Source organism: Capilliphycus salinus ALCB114379, assembly GCF_047276495.1.
Classification (GTDB): Bacteria; Cyanobacteriota; Cyanobacteriia; order Cyanobacteriales; family Microcoleaceae; genus Capilliphycus; species Capilliphycus salinus.
Genome location: NZ_CP178543.1, coordinates 420997 through 439184 on the forward strand (window position 1 = coordinate 420997; position 18188 = coordinate 439184).

11 protein-coding genes are annotated in these 18188 nt (G+C 43.8%); 5 read left to right on the top strand and 6 right to left on the bottom strand.

From position 1 onward, the window contains the following. Positions 1-26: 26 nt before the first annotated feature. Positions 27-698 (bottom strand): phosphoribosyltransferase, encoded by a 672-nt coding sequence (locus ACL6C3_RS01825; protein WP_413164793.1) that lies wholly within the window; start codon positions 696-698, stop codon positions 27-29. Positions 699-1084: 386 nt separating this feature from the next. Between ACL6C3_RS01825 and ACL6C3_RS01830 the strand changes: the two genes are divergently transcribed. The 3 genes from ACL6C3_RS01830 (at position 1085) to ACL6C3_RS01840 (ending at position 4293) form a co-directional block, all read left to right on the top strand. Further along, complete coding sequence (locus ACL6C3_RS01830) at positions 1085-2194, top strand: S-(hydroxymethyl)glutathione dehydrogenase/class III alcohol dehydrogenase (RefSeq protein ID WP_413164795.1); 1110 nt, start codon at positions 1085-1087, stop codon at positions 2192-2194. 357 nt (positions 2195-2551) lie between these two features. Continuing rightward, entirely contained in the window at positions 2552-3484 is a 933-nt protein-coding gene (locus tag ACL6C3_RS01835) for an NAD-dependent epimerase/dehydratase family protein (RefSeq protein WP_413164798.1), read from the top strand. Positions 3485-3846: 362 nt separating this feature from the next. Then, positions 3847-4293: a KGK domain-containing protein gene (locus ACL6C3_RS01840; protein WP_413164801.1), complete on the top strand. Its 447-nt coding sequence runs from the start codon at positions 3847-3849 to the stop codon at positions 4291-4293. Positions 4294-4544: 251 nt separating this feature from the next. Here ACL6C3_RS01840 and ACL6C3_RS01845 read toward each other — a convergent pair whose 3' ends face one another. Further along, positions 4545-5222, bottom strand: coding sequence for a class I SAM-dependent methyltransferase (locus ACL6C3_RS01845; protein WP_413164804.1), 678 nt, complete (start codon positions 5220-5222; stop codon positions 4545-4547). 215 nt (positions 5223-5437) lie between these two features. Continuing rightward, positions 5438-6955: a 4-alpha-glucanotransferase gene (gene malQ / locus ACL6C3_RS01850; protein WP_413164807.1), complete on the bottom strand. Its 1518-nt coding sequence runs from the start codon at positions 6953-6955 to the stop codon at positions 5438-5440. 432 nt (positions 6956-7387) lie between these two features. On the opposite strand from malQ, the gene treS reads away from it, so the two are divergent. Then, positions 7388-10714 carry a maltose alpha-D-glucosyltransferase gene (gene treS, locus ACL6C3_RS01855; protein ID WP_413164810.1) on the top strand — a complete coding sequence of 1109 codons (3327 nt, stop codon included), beginning with the start codon at positions 7388-7390 and terminating at the stop codon, positions 10712-10714. 261 nt (positions 10715-10975) lie between these two features. Here treS and treY read toward each other — a convergent pair whose 3' ends face one another. From treY to ACL6C3_RS01870, 3 genes are read right to left on the bottom strand one after another with little or no spacing between them, the layout of a single operon-like run. After that, positions 10976-13789, bottom strand: a complete 2814-nt coding sequence (gene treY, locus ACL6C3_RS01860; RefSeq protein WP_413164813.1) for a malto-oligosyltrehalose synthase — start codon at positions 13787-13789, stop codon at positions 10976-10978. A gap of 55 nt (positions 13790-13844) precedes the next feature. Continuing rightward, the gene (gene treZ / locus ACL6C3_RS01865; protein ID WP_413164816.1) at positions 13845-15668 is read right to left on the bottom strand and encodes a malto-oligosyltrehalose trehalohydrolase; all 1824 of its coding nucleotides are present in this window, start codon (positions 15666-15668) and stop codon (positions 13845-13847) included. 20 nt (positions 15669-15688) lie between these two features. Continuing rightward, the gene (locus ACL6C3_RS01870) at positions 15689-16759 is read right to left on the bottom strand and encodes a DMT family transporter (protein ID WP_413164818.1); all 1071 of its coding nucleotides are present in this window, start codon (positions 16757-16759) and stop codon (positions 15689-15691) included. Positions 16760-17318: 559 nt separating this feature from the next. Here ACL6C3_RS01870 and sppA point away from each other — a divergent pair. Beyond that, positions 17319-18140, top strand: a complete 822-nt coding sequence (gene sppA, locus ACL6C3_RS01875; RefSeq protein ID WP_413164821.1) for a signal peptide peptidase SppA — start codon at positions 17319-17321, stop codon at positions 18138-18140. Positions 18141-18188: the final 48 nt, after the last annotated feature.

Below are 18188 nucleotides of genomic sequence, written 5' to 3' on the forward strand. Positions count from 1 at the left end.
TTGATTAGTCGGAGATCATATAAAATCTAGTTTAAATGAGAGACAGCCGATAATTCTCGCCTAGATTTTGAAAGAAGTTCCTGCACTTCTTCATCGGAAGTTTGCGAAAAATCTTCGTACCAAAAACTAATCGCCCTCAACAGTTGAGGCTTTGCCAAACAAACCACTTTACTCACTTGTTCTTCAAGTTGTTCACAAGTGGAAGCTTGGACAATGGGAACCGCCACCACAATTGCTTTGAATTGATGCGATCGCATGACTTCAAGGGCTGCAAAAACTGTCGAACCCGTCGCCACACCATCATCAACTAAAATCACAATTTTACCTTTTAAACTCACAGGTAAACGCTTCCCGACATACAGATGATAACGCCGTTGTAACTCTTGTTTTTCTGCGGCTAAAACTTCCTCAAAAGCCGATTGAGAAACCTGCCAAGATTCGATAATATCCTGATTAACTGTTATCGCATTTCCCTGTCCTATAGCGCCCATTGCCAGTTCTTTATGGGCGGGAACTCCCAATTTTCTCACCAAACAAACATCTAAAGGAACACAAAGCGATCGCGAAATTTCATAAGCCACAGGAACCCCACCACGCGGCAACCCCAAAACAATTACATCGGGACGATTTGCATATTCTTTCAGTTGAGATGCGAGTAAACAACCCGCTTCAGTTCGATTTGTAAATTGCACAGTCATTTTCACTTTCCTCCAGGTTTTTCTCGGTTCTTATACTGTGTTTTTTGACCGATCAATCAATTACAAAACTCCAACTCAAACCCCGGCTACCTATTCAAAAAAAACTTAATGTAGCGAACAATAACTTTAATCTGTCTCTATTTCTATTTTAACAAATTTCCATCAAAAACTCAGTCAAGTAAGAAAATGCAAAATAGAATTTACAAAATAACCCGGTTTCTCGTTGCCCGTACAACAGAAACGGGGTTTTTAGGTCTGCAACTCAGGAGAAGGTAAATTACCTCAGTTAATTAACCCCGTTCTTTAAACCTAACTTTAAGTTTTTTTAACTCAAAGTCGGCTAACACATTGGCTTTTATAATTAAAAATGCAGCGAAAAATTAACTATGGATGTAAAAGCCGCCATTGCTTGGGAAGCGGGCAAACCGTTAAGTTTAGAAACCGTCCAACTCGAAGGCCCCAAAGCCGGAGAAGTTTTGGTCGAAATTAAAGCTACAGGCGTTTGTCATACCGACGCCTACACCCTCTCCGGCGCCGACCCAGAAGGGCTATTTCCGGCAATTCTCGGCCACGAAGGGGCGGGAGTGGTCGTCGAAGTCGGGCCGGACGTCAAAAGCCTCAAACCGGGCGATCACGTCATTCCCCTCTACACGCCCGAGTGTCGCCAGTGCGAATATTGCCTCAGTATGAAAACCAATTTATGCCAAGCAATTCGTTCAACTCAGGGTAAAGGATTAATGCCCGATGGTAGCAGTCGGTTCTCGATAAATGGCGAAAAAATTTATCACTACATGGGAACTTCTACCTTTTCAAATTATACCATATTGCCGGAAATTGCGGTTGCAAAAATTCGCGAAGATGCGCCTTTTGACAAAGTTTGTTATATCGGTTGTGGCGTAACAACGGGTATCGGCGCCGTGATTTATACCGCCAAAGTTGAACCCGGATCGAACGTCGTTGTTTTTGGATTGGGTGGCATTGGATTAAATGTGATTCAAGGGGCGAAAATGGTCGGGGCGGACATGATTGTTGGCGTTGATATTAACCCCGCAAAACGAGAAATTGCTGAAAAATTTGGCATGACCCATTTTGTGAATCCCAAAGAAATTGAAGGGGATTTGGTGCCTTATTTAGTTGATTTAACCAAAGGCGGCGCCGACTACACTTTTGAATGTATTGGCAATGTTAACGTCATGCGTCAGGCGTTAGAATGCTGTCATAAAGGTTGGGGCGTTAGCGTTATTATTGGCGTCGCCGGTGCCGGACAAGAAATTAGTACCCGACCCTTTCAATTAGTCACCGGGAGAGTTTGGAAAGGTTCGGCTTTTGGAGGCGCCAGAGGAAGAACGGACGTTCCTAAAATTGTCGATTGGTACATGGAAGGTAAAATTAATATTGATGATTTAATTACCCATGTTTTACCCATCGAACAAATTAACGATGCCTTCGAGTTGATGCACAAAGGCGAATCCATTCGCACCGTTTTAACCTACTAAAAAAAGATTCATCCCCCTAAATTCCCCTTAGAAAGCGGGACTTTTATCCCCCTAAATCCCCCTTAGAAAGCGGGACTTTTATCCCCCTAAATCCCCCTTAGAAAGCGGGACTTTTATCCCCCTAAATCCCCCTTAGAAAGCGGGACTTTTAAGCTTATACCTTTCTCTTATTCCCCCCTTTCAAAGGGGGGCGAGGGGGGATCAAATGGGGCGAGGGGGGATCAAATGGGGCAAGGGGGGATCAAATAGGGCAAGGGGGGATCAAAAATCTAGAAGCACGGGTAAAAAATATTTAAGTATTTCATAGTAAAATCAACATAGACTAAAAACAACACCTAACACAAACAGGACATCAAAATGCGAATTTTAATCATGGGCGGAACCCGTTTTATCGGGGTTTACTTAACTCAAATCTTAGTCGAACAAGGTCACGAAGTCGTTTTATTTAACCGAGGAAATAAACCCGCACCTGTGGACGGAATTCAACAAATACACGGCGATAGAACCGACGCAAACCAAATCAAAGAAAAACTCGCCAACGAAAACTTTGATGCCATTTTTGACAACAACGGACGGGAACTCAGCGATACCAAACCCCTCGCCGATTTATTCAAAGGAAAAGTCAAACATTTTGTTTACATGAGTTCGGCTGGAGTCTATTTAAAATCCCCGGAAATGCCCCATATTGAAGGCGATAAAATTGACCCGAAAAGCCGTCATTCGGGCAAATACGAAACCGAAACTTACTTACAAGAACAGCAATTACCCTGGACATCTATTCGCCCAACTTATATTTACGGTCCTCAAAATTATAACCCTTTAGAATCCTGGTTTTTTGATCGGATTGTTAACAACCGTCCTATTCTCATTCCCGGTAACGGACTCCATATTACTCAGTTGGGTCATGTGAAAGATTTAGCCAACGCAATGGTTGCCGTTTTAGGGAATGAAAACGCTATCGGTCAGGTGTATAATATCTCTGGCGAACGTTACGTTACTTTCGACGGTTTGGCGGGTGCCTGTGCGGTTGCTGCGGGGAAATCGGCAGAAGATTTAAACATCGTTCATTACGACCCCAAACAGTTTGATTTTGGCAAGAAAAAGCCTTTCCCGTTGCGGGTTCAACACTTTTTTGCTGACGTTCACAAAGCGATGAATGAGTTAAATTGGCAACCGGAATTTGATTTAATTTCGGGGTTGAAAGATTCGTTTCAAAATGATTATCAGATGACAGATAAAGGTGAGGTTGATTTTAGTTTAGACGACGAAATTATCAAAGCCAATTCGTAGGGTGGGTTAGCGAAGCGTAACCCACCTTATCCAGTCAATTTTGGTGACAATTTCGGGTAAGATGATATCCGACTAATCAATAATCATTCTGTAGGGGCGGGTTCTGCAATATCTTTACTACTACTAAGAGATTTAGATAAACCCGCCCCTCCCCCATAACACACATTAATCAATCGGATATCATATAATTTATGACGTTAATTGTGGGCGCAATTTTGAGGATTTTCGGAGGTTAATTATGGGGAAATTTTGGGGATTTTCGGACGCCAATTCGGGGGCGCAATTTTGGGGATTTTCCGATGCAAATTCGGGGGCGCAAGCCTTGCGCCCCTACGGATGATTTTAGATTTATTGGGTTTAATATGAGTCAGTTTGAATTATTGAATGATGACACTGCTATCTTGATGATTAATCAGGATACATTTACTGTTGCTAGGTTGAAAGAATTAGTTTCCAAGAAACTATATCAAAAATTAGTTCAAAAACCAGGAAATACTTCGTATAGTATTCAATCATCTTTTCTTCAAGGTCTTATTATTGGTGAAGAACAAAATGTAATAATTAGTATGAGTAATTTTCAATTCACATTTCCAACCGAAGGAATGAATTGTAAACTCTTAAACTTAAACACTAAAGAATGGCAATTAGGTCAATTAAGAATATTCGCTGATGTCAAAATAACTAATAATGGGGGTAATATTAATGCTAAAATAAACGAACTTAAACTAGAATTTGCACCAGACGAACCACCATTATCAGACATAGAAACATCATTAGACGAACTTAGAAAACTCAACCTAGAATCATAAACGTTTGTAGTTGACACCTCAAAAACCCGGTTTCTTCAAGAAACCGGGTTTTTATTAAAGCTGTTGATATTGTAGGCAAAATGGAACGGGTATTAAAGCTGTTGATATTGTAGGCAAAATGGAACGGGTTTTTATTAAATTGTAGGGAAATGGAATGTAAATTCTTAGGCGGGGATAGGGCGGGTTTATCTATATTATTGTTTGGATTGAGAAATTTTTGCAGAACCCGCCCCTACGCAACTGGGTTTTTATTAAAACCGTTGATATTGTAGACGAAATTGTACAATTCCCGGTTGACTTTCTTCGATAAAAATATCCCGACGAACTTCTTGCAAACCCAACTGTTTAAACAGGGATAATTCCCCCTCCGATAACGGCCAGGGCGGGCCATCGGGTTCGGTTTCGCTATCCCGATAACGGGTAATAACAATTAATGTACCCTTCTCCCCAACTAACGAAGAAACCGCTTCAATACTATCTGAACGCATTTTCAACGGTAAAGCTTGAATTGTGCGACATTCAAACACAAAATCAAAACTATGTTGTATACTAGAATCAAGATTAAATAAATCCCCAACCAAATAATTAACCTCGGAATCGGGAAAACGTTGTTGACACCAAGAAATAGCAGTGGGAGAAATATCAAACGCGGTAACTTTAAAGCCCAATTTTGCCAAAGTTTCCGCATCATCGCCCAACCCGCAGCCAATCACAATCGCCGTTTTTCCTTCGGTATTGGGGGGATATTTCTCCAACCAATCTTGTAGATAAGGATGGCTTGTTGATTTCGCCCAAGGAACTTGAGAACTATCGCCTTTGGCGTCAGTATACACCGTTTCAAACCATCCCGTCGCATCATCTTTTTGTAGGGATTCTGTCGCGAGAGAAACAACTTTATTTCTGAGGGCTTCGAGGTTATTTTCAGACATGATCAAGTTTGAGTTTGGGTTGTGTTAGGGTCAGGGACTGAAGTCCCTGTCTAATAAGTAAAGTCCTCTCAAGAGGACTAAAACTGAATCCGATGAGATAGAGACCAGAATACCACAGAAAAAAGTTAGCTTTTCAGTCGGTTTGAACCGACTTTATTTTTTAGCCTGGGACTTGAGTCCCAGGTTAATTTAGTGAAGATTAAATGCAGCCTGAATTATCGATTATACAACTTCGTCAATTCAAGTAAGCGATCGCTAATTTCCGAAGTCAGTTGATCCGAACTTTGATAGCGCCAACGCCAATTTCCCGCATTGATACTCGGATCGTTCATGCGCCCATTATTATCCAAACCGAACAAATCTTGTAGGGGAATAATCGCTTGATTTGCGACAGATTTTAACGCTAAACGAATTAACTCCCAATTGATTTCTTTAATCTCATCGGGATGAGAATAGCCCAGATATTTAGCAACGTGTTGTTTTTCCTGTTCCCCGGCACGATGCCACCAACCGACTGTGGTATCATTATCGTGAGTTCCGGTATAAACCAGACAATTTTCGACAAAATTGTGAGGAAGATAGGGATTTTTGTCATCATCTGCAAACGCAAATAACAAAATTTTCATCCCCGGAAACTCAAACATATCCCGTAATTCTTCCACTTCGGGGGTAATAATTCCCAAATCTTCCGCCAAAACGGGTAAACTCCCAAGACTATCGCGAACGGCTTCAAAAAACTCCCGATCCGGACCTTTGATCCATTCGCCATTCATCGCGGTTTCTTCTCCTGCCGGCACCCGCCAATAGGCTTCAAACCCTCGGAAATGATCGATCCGCACCAAATCCGCATAGGCGAGCGTCGCTTTAAAGCGTTCGATCCACCAAGCATAACCCGTGCGCTTTAACTCATCCCAATCATAAACCGGATTGCCCCAAAGCTGTCCGGTGGCGCTAAAATAATCGGGCGGTACACCCGCAATATAAGCCGATTCTAAGGTTTCGGGATCGAGTTGGAAAATATTTGGCTGTCCCCAAACATCGGAACTATTATGACAAACGTAGATCGAAATATCCCCGATGATCGAAATCCCTTTATCATTGGCATAACGCCGGAGGTTCGTCCATTGTTCAAAAAACTTGAATTGGAGGAATTTATGATAGAGAATGCGATCGGCAAGTTCAGAGGCTTTGGCTTTCATCGCCTCCGGTTCCCGACGGGCGATCGCGGAGTCCCATTTATTCCAGGGTAAGCCATCATAGGCTTCAAACAGGGCCATAAATAGGGCATAATCTTCTAACCAGGCTGATTTTTCTTGACAGAAGGATTCAAAAGCCGGATTAGCATTTCCTGACAGAGACTCCCGAAAGCGATCGAAAGCCCGTTCAAGAAACTCTGTCTTATGGGGGATGACACGATCAAAATTCACCCGGTTCGGCTTAACATCTTCGCTGGGCGGTAAGGGGGTTAATTCATCCGCATTTAGTAACCCTTCTTCGGCTAATTGATCCAAACTAATTAGTAATGGATTCCCAGCAAAGGTGCTAAAGTTCATAATATAGGGGGAATGCTCATACCCTGTTGGGCCGAGCGGCAAAATTTGCCAGAGCGTTTGACCGCTTCTATCCAAGAAGTCGATAAACTCATAGGCAGATTGTCCTAAATCGCCGATCCCATAAGGACTGGGTAAGCAGGTCGGGTGCAATAAAATCCCACTTGCACGTTTAAACGTCATAACAAAATACTGAGTTTGGATTATTTCAACATCATATCTATTAAGCTCGTTTGATCGGTATATCCTCAATAAAAAATTTGGGATAAATCCTGATGCTTTTCCCCACTTTCTCCGAAAATCCCAACAACTCCAAAGGTCATCCGGAATTAGCAAGGGAAAATCGAGCCGAAAAATTCGATCCAGACTCAGGACTTGAATCTGATGTCGATTGTAATCAACAATGGCTTTTCTCAAAATCTATCTTAAGTTAGAGGAAAGTTAGGGCAAATTAACTAAAACCACACCCACGCCCTATGGGTGTATAACTTCAGGTAAGTGCAGTCAAGTCCAGCAAATTATCCGCAGAGGCATTTAAACAGTTGTGGCTTCGCGATCGCTGGATGGCTTTTCGATGATTGTGTAATTTGTAACTCAGACGAGAGAATCGAGAATATGCAACATTCCAAACTTAGTAACGATCCCCTGTGGTTTAAGGATGCGATTATCTATGAGGTGCCAGTTCGCGCCTATGCCGATAGTAACGAGGATGGTATTGGTGATTTTCTAGGTTTAACGGAAAAGTTAGATTATCTACAGGATTTGGGCGTAACGGCCATCTGGATACTGCCGTTTTTCCCTTCACCGTTGCGGGATGATGGCTACGACATCTCCGACTACATGAACGTTAACCCCATTTATGGCACCTTAGAAGACTTTCAAACGCTTCTCGATGCCGCCCACGAACGGGGAATTCGGGTCATTGCCGAACTTGTTGTTAACCACACTTCCGATCAGCACCCCTGGTTTCAACGGGCCAGACGAGCGCCCAAAGGCAGCAAAGAGCGGGATTTCTACGTTTGGAATGATACCCCGGACAAATATTCAGAAGTTCGGATTATTTTCCAAGACTTTGAAACCTCCAACTGGGCATGGGACCCGGTAGCCAAAGCCTATTACTGGCATCGGTTTTACTCCCACCAACCGGATCTCAACTACGATAACCCCGAACTCCAGAAAGCAGTGCTAGACGTTCTGGACTTCTGGATGGGGATGGGAGTGGATGGAATTCGCTTGGATGCGGTCCCCTATCTGTTTGTTCGCGAAGGCACCAACTGCGAGAACTTGCCAGAAACCCATATGTTCCTCAAGAAGTTGCGGGGCCATCTCGACTCCAAATTTGCCAACCGGATGATGTTGGCAGAAGCCAACCAATGGCCGGAAGATGCGGCGGCCTATTATGGGGAGGGAGACGAATGTCACATGAACTTCCACTTTCCGTTAATGCCGCGACTGTTTATGTCGTTGCGGATGGAAGACAGTTTTCCCATTATTGATATTCTTAACCAAACTCCCGCTATTCCTTCTAACTGTCAGTGGGCGCTGTTTTTGCGAAATCACGATGAATTGACTTTGGAAATGGTCACAGATGAAGATCGTGACTATATGTACAAAGTCTACGCCCAAGATCATCAAGCCCGAATTAACTTGGGCATTCGCCGACGGTTGGCGCCGCTACTGGGCAACGATCGCCGTCAAATTGAATTATTGAACAGTTTGCTGCTGTCTCTGCCGGGAACGCCCGTATTGTACTACGGCGATGAAATTGGCATGGGCGATAACATCTATATTGGCGATCGCAATGGCGTCAGAACACCGATGCAGTGGAGTCCCGATCGCAATGCCGGATTTAGTCGCGCCAACCCGCAAAAGCTCTATCAACCCGTTGTTGTAGATTCAGAATACCACTTTGAAGCGATCAACGTAGAAGCCCAAAGCGCCAACCCCAACTCGCTACTGTCGTGGATGAAGCGTCTGATCGCCATGCGGAAGCGGTTCCAAGCCTTTGGTCGGGGAACCTTTGAGTTACTGCACCCGGAAAACCGGAAGGTCTTGGCCTTTGTTCGGACTTATAGCGGCGAACATATTTTGGTGGTTGCCAACCTGTCCCGGTTTGTCCAAACGGTGGAATTGGATCTATCCGCCTTTCACGGGATGGTTCCGGTGGAAATTTTTGGTCGGACTCAGTTCCCCAAAATTGAAAAGTCGCCCTATTTCATCAGTATCAGTCCCTACGGCTTTTTCTGGTTCACGCTGCAACTCGATCCGAGTATTCCCAAAGAAGCGCTACCCCAGAAAAAACTCCCCGCAATGGCGGTTAGTCAAAGTTGGAAACAGGTGCTAAATTCTGAGTACAAGAGTACCTTAGAACCGATCCTCACCGAGTATTTGCTCAGTTGTCGCTGGTTTATGGGCAAGTCTCAAGTGATCCAGTCGGTTCATATTAGTGATATTATTCCCGTTCAACACAAGGAAACAGAGGCGGTGATTTCCTTGGTTCAGGTTGAATACACCGAAGGTTTTCCCGATACTTATGTACTCCCCCTGAGTTACGCCACTGAAGAACAAGCCGAAGACATTCAAGAGTCTATGCCCCAGGCGGTTGTGGCGTCCCTGAAAGTCGATGATGAAACCGGGATTTTGTTTGATGCGATCGCCTCGGAGAACTTTATGGGCATCTTGCGGGAGATGATTGTCAACCGAGGCAGTTACCCCGGCAAGCTGGGCCGTTTGGTAGCGACTACAACCGATGCGATCGAACAAGAACGGGATACCTTACAAGGTAGTTTTGAAACCTCTCTCGAAAAAGGCAATCGCATTAATACCCTAGTCGTCTACGGAGGGCGGTTTGTCTTTAAACTGTTCCGACGGGTCGAAGAAGGGATTAACCCGGAATTGGAAGTGCGTAATTTCCTCGGTTCTCGCGCTCCCCTGGCTCATATTGCGCCGGTCATTGGCGGGTTAGAATACCGTCGCAAACGATCGGAAGCGATGACCATTGGGGTGTTACAGCCTTATGTTCCCGATGCAACCAATGCTTGGCATTTTACCCTCGATCTTCTGCGGGATTATTTTGATCGGGTTGGGGTTGAACAGGCCAATTTGGAAGAAGTTCCCGTTCCGACGGAAGAATTGGTTCATTTAGTTGAACAACCCGTACCGGAGTTGGCGGCGTTGACCATTGGTTCCTATCTCAGTAATGCCGAACTTTTGGGTCAACGGACTGCGGAAATGCACATTGCCCTATCAGGAGATTATGACAATCCTGACTTTTCACCGGCACCGTTTACCTCTCTTTACCAACGTTCGATTTATCAATATTCTCGCAACCTCACCGGACAGGTTTTCTTACGCTTGAAAAAACTGCTTCCGACTCAAACTGTGGAAACTCAAACTCTGGGGCGTCAGTTACTCACTCGCAAAGACTATTTGTTAGCGCGACTGCGACAGGTTCTCAACCTCAAAATTACCGCCATGCGAACTCGCTGTCACGGTAATTATTGTCTCGATGAGGTATTATTTACCGGGAAGGATTTTGTTATCCTTGATTTTGAGGGAGAAGCCTACCGCACGTTAAATGAACGTCGCATGAAGCGATCGCCTTTGCGGGATGTGGCGGGAATGTTGCTTTCGTTTGATTATGCCACTCGGGTTGCTTTACGCAATGAAGTTGAAAATGGCATGATTCGCGAAGATAACCTCGAACAAATGCAACAATGGGCGCAGTTTTGGTCAGTTTGGGTACGCGGGGCTTTCCTCAAGAGTTATCTGCAAACTGCTGCTGAAGACTCGTTCCTTCCGAAAAGTGTGGCCGAATTAGAAGTGTTGTTAGAGTGTTATTTGCTAGAAAATGCGATTCAAGATTTGGGCATTTATCTGCAAGAACCTAACGATATGTTGGATATTTCTATTCAGCTTTTGATTGATTTGGCTCGCGCTTAATCTCTCGAAAACAGAAACCCGGTTTTTCAAAAAAACTGGGTTTCTCTAATCAATGATTGTGATGTAGGGGTGGGTTGGTTAGATAGAAACCCGGTTTTTCAAAAAATTTGTTGAATGTTAATTTGGGGGTGGGCGGGTTTATTAATGTTATTGCTGAGAATTGCAAATTTTGGCGGAGGAGCGCCCCTACAGATTAATGATTTGTTGTTGAATAAAGAAACCCGGTTTTTCAAAAAAACCGGGTTTCTCTGCACAAAAGTTTTATTCGTTGGATAATTCCGGCTCGAATTTCACCAACAAACCAACCGGAAAATGTTGTAAAATTTTACCAACCGGAATTAAACTACTGGCCGGAATTGTAAAATCTGTAATCGCTTCCCGCCAGTCAGATTCAGAACCGTGAGGAACTTCAATCACCGTATCTCCCCAAACCTCATCACCGGTGGGGAATGTTCCCAATTCCACAACACGGGTTAAAAATCGAGGAATCACAGCAATGGCTGTTTCTTGTTCGTGAATCCGAGCAAATGCAATAATTCGATCTTGATGTTTACCCATGACTTTCAAGGGCGTATAACTTCCATACTGGAATAATTCCACATACTGCTGACGAACTTCTAAAACCCGAGCGATACAAAATAACTTCAAGCGTCCATCTTCGCAGGTTGCGATCAAATCTTCTAACAAACTCATCATCCCGGTTTTACAACGGCGTTTGATTTCTTGTAAAAAAGATAGTCGTTGTTCAAAATTAACCGGACGGCGATTATCGGGGTCAACTAAACTTAAATCCCAAAGTTCCGTTCCTTGATAAAAGTCAGGTATCCCCGGAGTTGTCATTTTTAACAGGGTTTGAGACAAGGAATTAAACATTCCATAGAAAGCAATCTTTTCTTGTAAAGGTCCAAATTCCTGTAAAAAACTATTCTCCTCAGAATCCTCAAGCACTTGTTCAATAAAAGAAATAAATCCTTCTTCATAAACCGTATCAGGACGCAACCAAGCGGTGTGAACTTTCGCTTCCCGTACCGCTTTGATCGCATAATCTTTCACCCGTTGAACAAACTGGGGATATTCTTCTTCGTACCAGGGAAACGCCCCAATTATCGTTTGATACAGGAAATATTCATCATTACTATCGGGAATCAACATTCCGTCGCTTTCTGTCTTTTTATCGCGATTAAGTTGCATCCAATTTCGCACTTGAGTTTCCCACTCGTCGGGAATTTCTGAAATTACATTCAATCTCGCTCGCAAATCTTCGCTGCGTTTGGTATCGTGAGTAGAAGACGCGCTCATCGCGTGGGGCCAATTTTTCAGGCGTTGTTTATTAAATTCGTGGAATTTCGGTAGATTAATTCCAAAATATTGCGGTGAACCGCCCACTTCGTTTAAAGATAAAAACCGGAAGTAAACGTAGAATAATGTATCTTCAATTCCCTTCGCCGTTAACGGACTGGAGAACTGTTGAAACTTCATCACAAACCGCAACCACAACTGTTGATTTTCTTCCGATAGATAGTCATCATAATCGAGCAGTAAAAACTTCTCAATTAAATTCAACTCATTCAACAGTTCGGGAAGTTTTCCTTTGGCTGCTTGAACCGCTTTTTTAACATATTTGCGATCCTCTTCGCTGACGCCTTCTTCGGTAATATAAGTTCGATAAACTGGAAAACGAACCAATACTTCCATAATCGCCGTTTTCAACCCCAACAGGGTAAAATCGCGACCGTAGCGGTATTGTCCAGAAATTCGCTTCAACAAATGCGCTAAATTATCCGCATCTCCGGCTAAGTTTTTATCCGCAATTAACCGTTTATTATCGACGATAAGTTGATTGTAGGGAATGTTTAGATTGGTTAAATCGCGATAAATTTTGCTGAAACGTTTCTCATTTGAACTATCACAAAATAGCCCGTTAACATAGTTCAAATATTCATAGCCCGATGTTCCCTGAACTAACCATTTTGACGGTAATTTTTCATCGAGTTCTAGGATTTTTTCAACGGTAATATAGATATCTCCGACTTTATCCCGCAGCCAACGCAAATATTGAACCGGGTTATAAAGACCATCAATATGATCGATTCGCAGTCCGGTAAATTGACCTGATTCTACCATTTTTCCGATTAAATCGTGGGTTTTTTGGAACACTTTAAAGTCTTCCACCCGCACACAAATTAACTCGTTAATTGTAAAAAAGCGGCGATAATTTAGTTCTTCCGCTCCCACCTTCCAAAACGATAGCCGGAAAAACTGATTTAATAACAAATTATCCAGCAAATTAAAGCTTTCCGGTTGACCGACTTCCCCGTTGAAATATTCAACGTTTTGGTCAATAAATGCCGTAATTTCCGGATTATCTCGATACAACTCCCACAATAAACCCTTCACAAATAACGCCTGATCTCGACGCTGTTGGTTAGAGGTTTCGGAGGGAATATTTTTGAGCATATACAAAACGCCCAAAAGTTTCACCACATCCGGGTGTCGGCGTCCGAGTTTTTTTGATAGTTCCCCCAGTTCGTGACTGACAAACTGAGCATAAGATTCAATATTCAGGGGAATTTTTAATTCATAATAGTTAATGCTTAAACCTTCTTCATCGTAGGAAAGTTTAAGCTGTCCATTTTCCAAACACTTTCCATAAAAATCCCCCAACAAGGGCGTTAAAACTCGCTCCCGGATGTTTTCATAGGGGTGGTGCCAATCTATCTCGAAAAAGTCAAAATATTCCGAATCAGGACCATATTCCAAAACATCCATCAACAGCTTATTTTGACTACCATACGCCATGTGGTTGGGAACAATATCCTGCACCCAACCCATATCCCGATCTTGCAATTCTTCAATTAATTTGTCAAAGGTTTCTTGGGTTCCCAACTGAGGATTTAATTGATTGGGATCAACCACATCATAGCCGTGTGTACTCCCAGTTCTCGCTTTAAAAATGGGAGACGCATACAAATCAGATATCCCCAGTTCATGGAGATAGGAAACAATTTTTCGGGCTGATTCAAACCCAAAATCGGGGGTAAACTGAATCCGATACGTTGCAACTGGAATCCGCATATTTTTCTTTCAAGTCTAGAGGAGTTTAGAATTATCCAATTATAAGTTATTGACTTTACTTACTCTCGTAAAGCACAAAACTTTCAGGCGCCAGTGTTAACGTTTGAGACGAGGTAAGCGTATCGGGTAAACTCGATCCATTCCCCATCCATTGGTTATCGGTAGAATCTAACCGTTTCTGCCAATTTCCTTCGATACTGACGGCATCAGTAGTAACGGTTTCCTGATTGAAGTTCAGTATACAAAGAACTTGGCTGTCTTGACTCCATCTGCGGATAGAGACTATTTTTTCCGTCTCCCAACTCTGGACTTCTTGATCTTGGAAACTGAGATTTTTTAACGCCGGAATTTCTCGTCGGAGTTGAATTAATTCTTTATACAAATCCAACAGAACTTTATGCTTTCCTTCCCCTCGCAAATGCCACTTTAACACGCATTCTTTAAACGTTTCCGGGCTTTGGGCGTCCGGCGGATCTCCCTCAGCGTGAAAGGCTTCAAACTCCTCTTTTCGTCCCTTTCTTACCGCTTCTACTAAACCCGGATCGGAGTGACTAATAAAATAAGCAAAGGGTGATTCTTCCCCGTATTCTTCCCCCATAAATAACATCGGCACAAAGGGCGATAAAAGCAACGTCGCCGCCCCCAATTTTAACGCTTCAAAAGAAGCCAGTTGACTAATTCTTTCCCCCAACATTCGGTTTCCCACTTGGTCGTGATTTTGAATACAAACCACAAACTGAGACGCCGGGCGATCGCCTGCAAAGTTGCCATGATAGCGCTGACGGTTCGCCGAATAATGCCAGGAATAAGCAAACCCTTCTCGCAGGGTTCTTTCTAACAGTTCACACTTGCCAAAATCCAAATAATATCCGGTTGTTTCTCCCGTTAACAACGTATGAACGCAGTGATGAAAATCATCACTCCATTGACCATCTAACCCATATCCACCCACTTCTTTGGGTTTAATCACTCGGACATCATTCAAGTCACTTTCAGCAATCAAATAAAACGGACGCCCAAGTTGTTCCGATAACGCCCTCGTTTCGTCGGCAATTTCTTCTAAAATATGCTTGGCGCCGAAATCATAAATCGCATGAACCGCATCCAAACGCAACCCGTCAATATGATAATCACTGAACCAATACAGGACATTTTCAATAAAGAAATTTCGCACCCCCGGACTATAGGCATCATCAAAATTAATCGCCCGTCCCCAAGGCGTGTTATACTTTCCAGTAAAATACGGGCCGAAATCTGACGTATAATTCCCTTCCGGTCCCAAGTGATTGTAAACCACATCCAGAACCACCATCATTCCCCGTTGATGGCAAGCATCCACCAACCGTTTTAACCCCTCAGGCCCGCCGTAGGACGCCTGTACGCCGTAGGGATAGACGCCATCGTACCCCCAGTTACGACTGCCAGGAAACTGCGCCACAGGCATAATTTCAATGGTGTTCACGCCCATTTCTAACAGGTCTGGAACCCGATCGATAATTGCCTCAAAGGTTCCTTCTGGGGTGAAGGTTCCGACGTGTAATTCGTAGATAATTAAATCATCTAACGGGATAACTTTCCAGTTGCTATCGGTCCAAGTAAACCCCTGATGATCGACAACCGCAGAAGCTTTATGAACGTCATCCGGTTGATAGTGAGACGCCGGATCGGGCCTGGTAATTTCCCCATCGAGTTGAAACTGATAACGACTCCCTGGGGAAACATCTGTAGCGGTCAAACGCCAATAACCTTGGTCGTCTTTTTCCATCGGCAGAAGTCGTTCTTCTGGAGTTAAAATCTGAACAGAAACTTGTTGTCGTAACGGCGCCCAAACAATAAATTCGCACCGACCATCACCCAGATAATTTGCACCAACTCTCATAGGTTCCGTTACCTCTCCTTTTAAAGTTTGGGTTCGGGTTCCCGCAGGCGCACCTCAACAGGAATTTCAACGGGTTTGTCTTCCGATGAGTTTAGCTGTTGTTCGTTCGGGGAATTTGATTGAACCTCAGAACGGTTGAACTTCAGCTTTTCTGCTAAGGTGTCGCGCTGGTTGACCAGGTAAATACTGACCAACGTTAAACCTACCCCTAATGATTGTAACGGACTGAGGACTTCTCCTAAAAAGAGATTTCCGAATAATAAAGCAAATACCGGAGTCAAGAAGGTGAGGGAACTCAGACTCGTCAGGGAACCGCTAGAGGCAAAATAGAAAAATAAAGCGTAGGCGATCGCGCTGCCAAACACGGTAGAGTAAGCTAAGGCGAGCCAGTCAGAAGTTGCTAAGTGTATCCACTGTTCGGACTCCAAGCCGCCAGAAAGGGCAAATAGGGGTAAACCTCCGATAATCATATGCCAACCCGTCGCCACAACCGGATCGCAATGGCGACAGACCCAACGCACCAATACCGTCCCGACCGCCATTGATAGCGACGCCAACAACATTAACCATTCGCCGCTTTGGAATAAATGATCCAGTCCCCAAGCCATGCCTGCGGTTTCGAGGTTAAATCCGCTTAAAATCAGTTCATCGGGTAAGCCAATTAAACTAATTCCGCCCACTCCAATGACTAAGCCTAGCCAACCCCAAAAGCCGATTTTATCTTGAAATAGCCACAGGGATAAAATCGCCACAGCCAACGGTTGAGAGTCGATCATCACCGAACCCAACCCCGCCCCGGTTCTTTCGAGTCCTTCGGCGAGGAAGCCTTGAAATAGCGCCCCATCGACTACAGCAAATATACTAATCCAAAACCAGGCTTTCCAAGTTTTGGGTTGGGGTCTGCCTTGGAAGGTGGTAAACAGTAATATCAGTAGACCTGCGGGAACTAAACGCCAACCCGCCACAAAAAAGGGAGTTGTATGAGGTAAAACCCCCTTCATCGCTACCATTGCCGTTCCCCAAAGGAAAAACGGGGCGATTAAAAATACAGATTGAAAAGGTAATTTTATATCGGTGTGTTTAAGCTGCATTCGGCTTTCTGCAATAGATTTTACTAAATTTTTCCACAAAAAAGATTTATCCCCCCTGACCCGCCTTATTAAGGGGGGTGGCGTAGCCGTTCGGATTTATATCCTTAAAAAGGCAGTTAGCATAGTTAACAAGGATCAATTTTGATAAATCTAACATTTCTTAACTGACTATCAACTAATTTGAGTTTTGTTAACTTATCTTTACAATCATAACGAGTTGGGGAGAGGATGTCTAGGTCATATCAGTCACCAGTCACCCTTCGGGAACGTCCGTTGCTTCGCGACTATTCCGCCAAGTCAGCACTGCCTCACCAGTCACCAGTCACCAGTTATTAGAGTTGTCAGTTAACAGTTTTTCCCGACTCCCAACTCCTAACTCCTAACTCCTAACTCCCGACTCCTAACTCCTAACTCCTAACTCCCGACTCCCGACTCCCAACTCTCGACTATTGCCTCGGGCGCATTGCAATGCGCCCCTACATTTGGCTTATCCGGTCTGCTAAAATGTGATAGGATAATAGGTTCTATTTATATAGATAAAGCCCCTTCTGGATTGCACATGATTTGGCCATTTAAACCTCGATATCGCAAACAAATTGCTCGTATTGAAATTACGGGTGCGATCGCCAGTGACACTCGAAAACGGGTGCTTGAAGCCCTGAAAACCGTTGAAGAACGGAAATATCCGGCTTTGTTATTGCGGATAGATAGCCCCGGAGGAACCGTTGCTGATTCTCAAGAAATTTATAGCGCCCTGAAGAAATTACAGGATAAAGTTAAAATTGTCGCCAGTTTTGGGAATATATCCGCCTCTGGGGGGGTTTATATTGGCATGGGCGCCGAACACATCATGGCGAACCCGGGCACCATTACCGGAAGTATTGGGGTAATTTTACGGGGAAACAACATCGAACGTCTGTTAGATAAAGTTGGGGTATCGTTCAAAGTGATCAAGTCCGGTCCTTATAAAGATATTTTGGCATTTGATCGAGAATTGACCGACCCGGAAAAACAAATTTTGCAGGAATTGATCGATACCAGCTATCATCAATTTGTTAGCACAGTCGCCCAGTCTCGCAATTTAGAAGAAACGGCAGTCCGAAGCTTTGCTGATGGTCGCATCTTTACCGGAGAACAGGCTTTGGCATTGGGGGTGATTGATCGTTTGGGTACTGAAGAAGAAGCCCGTCGTTGGGCTGCCGAATTGGTTAAGCTCGACCCCGACAAAACCGAATGTGATACCTTAGAAAAACCGAAATCTTTATTAAATCGGGTTCTCAGCAGTAATAATTTAAACCCCTCGGGCGTAGTCGCCGCCCAAAATTGGCTAGAATTTGAACTGTCTACCAGTGGTTTACCCTTATGGTTATATCGACCCTAAAATTGCAGTACACTGGGGTCAAATAGCGATATTTGTTCACAATAAGGA

Coding starts and splice junctions, on each gene's coding strand:
- sppA (WP_413164821.1), top strand. CDS start 17,319: ATGATTTGGCCATTTAAACCTCGATATCGCAAACAAATTGCTCGTATT.
- treY (WP_413164813.1), bottom strand. CDS start 13,789: ATGCGGATTCCAGTTGCAACGTATCGGATTCAGTTTACCCCCGATTTT.
- ACL6C3_RS01825 (WP_413164793.1), bottom strand. CDS start 698: ATGACTGTGCAATTTACAAATCGAACTGAAGCGGGTTGTTTACTCGCA.
- ACL6C3_RS01835 (WP_413164798.1), top strand. CDS start 2,552: ATGCGAATTTTAATCATGGGCGGAACCCGTTTTATCGGGGTTTACTTA.
- ACL6C3_RS01870 (WP_413164818.1), bottom strand. CDS start 16,759: ATGCAGCTTAAACACACCGATATAAAATTACCTTTTCAATCTGTATTT.
- malQ (WP_413164807.1), bottom strand. CDS start 6,955: ATGACGTTTAAACGTGCAAGTGGGATTTTATTGCACCCGACCTGCTTA.
- ACL6C3_RS01830 (WP_413164795.1), top strand. CDS start 1,085: ATGGATGTAAAAGCCGCCATTGCTTGGGAAGCGGGCAAACCGTTAAGT.
- treS (WP_413164810.1), top strand. CDS start 7,388: ATGCAACATTCCAAACTTAGTAACGATCCCCTGTGGTTTAAGGATGCG.
- treZ (WP_413164816.1), bottom strand. CDS start 15,668: ATGAGAGTTGGTGCAAATTATCTGGGTGATGGTCGGTGCGAATTTATT.
- ACL6C3_RS01845 (WP_413164804.1), bottom strand. CDS start 5,222: ATGTCTGAAAATAACCTCGAAGCCCTCAGAAATAAAGTTGTTTCTCTC.
- ACL6C3_RS01840 (WP_413164801.1), top strand. CDS start 3,847: ATGAGTCAGTTTGAATTATTGAATGATGACACTGCTATCTTGATGATT.